At 42.8% G+C, this 1,590-nt stretch carries 1 protein-coding gene and 2 pseudogenes; 2 read left to right on the top strand and 1 reads right to left on the bottom strand.

Annotated features, from left to right (window positions below; all coding sequences use genetic code 11):
* Positions 1–241: 241 nt before the first annotated feature.
* Together BGK49_RS14235 and ospE2 are read left to right on the top strand one after the other, a co-directional pair.
* A pseudogene (locus tag BGK49_RS14235) lies at positions 242–639 on the top strand (integrase core domain-containing protein); the annotation flags it as partial.
* 181 nt (positions 640–820) lie between these two features.
* Positions 821–1,087 carry a type 3 secretion system effector OspE2 gene (gene ospE2 / locus BGK49_RS14240; protein ID WP_000957714.1) on the top strand — a complete coding sequence of 89 codons (267 nt, stop codon included), beginning with the start codon at positions 821–823 and terminating at the stop codon, positions 1,085–1,087.
* 370 nt (positions 1,088–1,457) lie between these two features.
* Here ospE2 and BGK49_RS29475 read toward each other — a convergent pair.
* Positions 1,458–1,590: pseudogene (locus tag BGK49_RS29475) on the bottom strand (IS110 family transposase); the annotation flags it as partial.

Genomic DNA, 1,590 nt, shown 5'->3' on the forward strand with positions numbered 1-1,590 from the left:
AAAGCTGATTCGCGACGTAAGAAAGTGGCAGGCTCATATGACGGACCTCTGTAATGCGGTATCCAACCCGCGAATATCAGCGTGATTCACCGTCGGATTTACTGCTACGTCGCCCTCAGGGAATTAAACCTAAAAAGAAAATCGTCAAAATTAGAGATTCCGGTTTGACACGGAAAGTCATATCAGCGTTAACCGAATGCCGCATTGACGATTCTCCCGATGACAGCGTTACGTTCCATATTGCGATCGTGAAGCCATAGACTGGGCAGCAGGCACGGGAGATTATGACAAAGCAACGGTGCAGGATGTCATGTCAGCGATATGGCGATAAAGGACCGGAACGGCCAATCCAGTGGCCGATAACGGTTCGGCTTATACGGCTCATGAAACACGGCAGTTCGCCAGAGAGTTGAATCTGGAGCCCTGCACGACGCAGTCAGTAGCCCTCAGAGTAATGGAATAGCAGAACGGTTCGTGAAAACGATGAAGGAAGACTGCATCGCGTTCATGCCGAAACCAAGAACGGCATTGCATAACCTTGCAGTGGCGATCGAGCATTACAATGAAAACCATCCGCATAGTGCGTTGGGTTATCTCTCACCAAGGGAATATCGACGTCAGCGGGTAATGTCAACTTAAGATACAACGACTGTCTGAATATCGTGGGTCAAGGACAGTTCAATGACGTAACGCAGCCATTTTTCTGGCTCCACATCTCATCGCTTACGAAAAAAGTATCGTTTTTTTACAGTAAACTTCATTTAGCCGACTATAATGTAAAAAATAAATTCTTTACTAAAATATAACATAAGGAAGCAATATGCTTACACAAACTATATTCCCTTGCCTTCCACAAAAACAAGAAAATATCATCCTTGAAGTGTCAAATCCTGTATTATTATCTTCTACTGTTACTACAGATGGATATACTGTTTTCAATAAAAAAGCAGCCATATACGAATTACAAATACCTGCTGCCAACCGGACGAAAACGTTGAAATTCACTGCTACAGAAATGCAATGGTTGACAAAGATAAATGAAGTAGGAATTGTTGAAAAACAAAGCCAATGGCATTCTAATATCTGAAGTTAATTTCAGATTCGTTTAAGCTCCATTTTCAAAAGAATATATCAGGGTTTGTTACTAATAATTTCTGGAAACAGAAAAAGTAGAGCAGTAATTCTATTTCAGAGAGGAGTAACTCCATCTATCATCGATACATACTGAACGTTATCGTGATATATTCATCATGCTTTCTTCACCATTATTCGAGTGCAGGGACGCAATGACCTTAAATACCTTTTAGTAGAATATATTGCTGACCCACAAATATCAGGATGGTATTGACAAGTCATAGATGGAGAAATATATGACTGAATTACCATTCTCTGGAATAACAGCAGACTCCTTCCCATAGACGGCTTTGGGGGGGGGCCCTATTAAGTTGTCAAGCATGTTATGACCCCTGCGGGGTATAAAAAGTCCCGTCGCGCATCATGGCGAACAGAACGTCGCAGCGTCGTCTCGCCAGGGCGATAAGCGCCTGATTGTGTCGTTTTCCCTGACTCATTTTGCGGGTGTAGTAAGCC

This window comes from Shigella sp. FC1544, assembly GCF_001722145.1.
Lineage (GTDB): Bacteria > Pseudomonadota > Gammaproteobacteria > Enterobacterales > Enterobacteriaceae > Escherichia > Escherichia coli.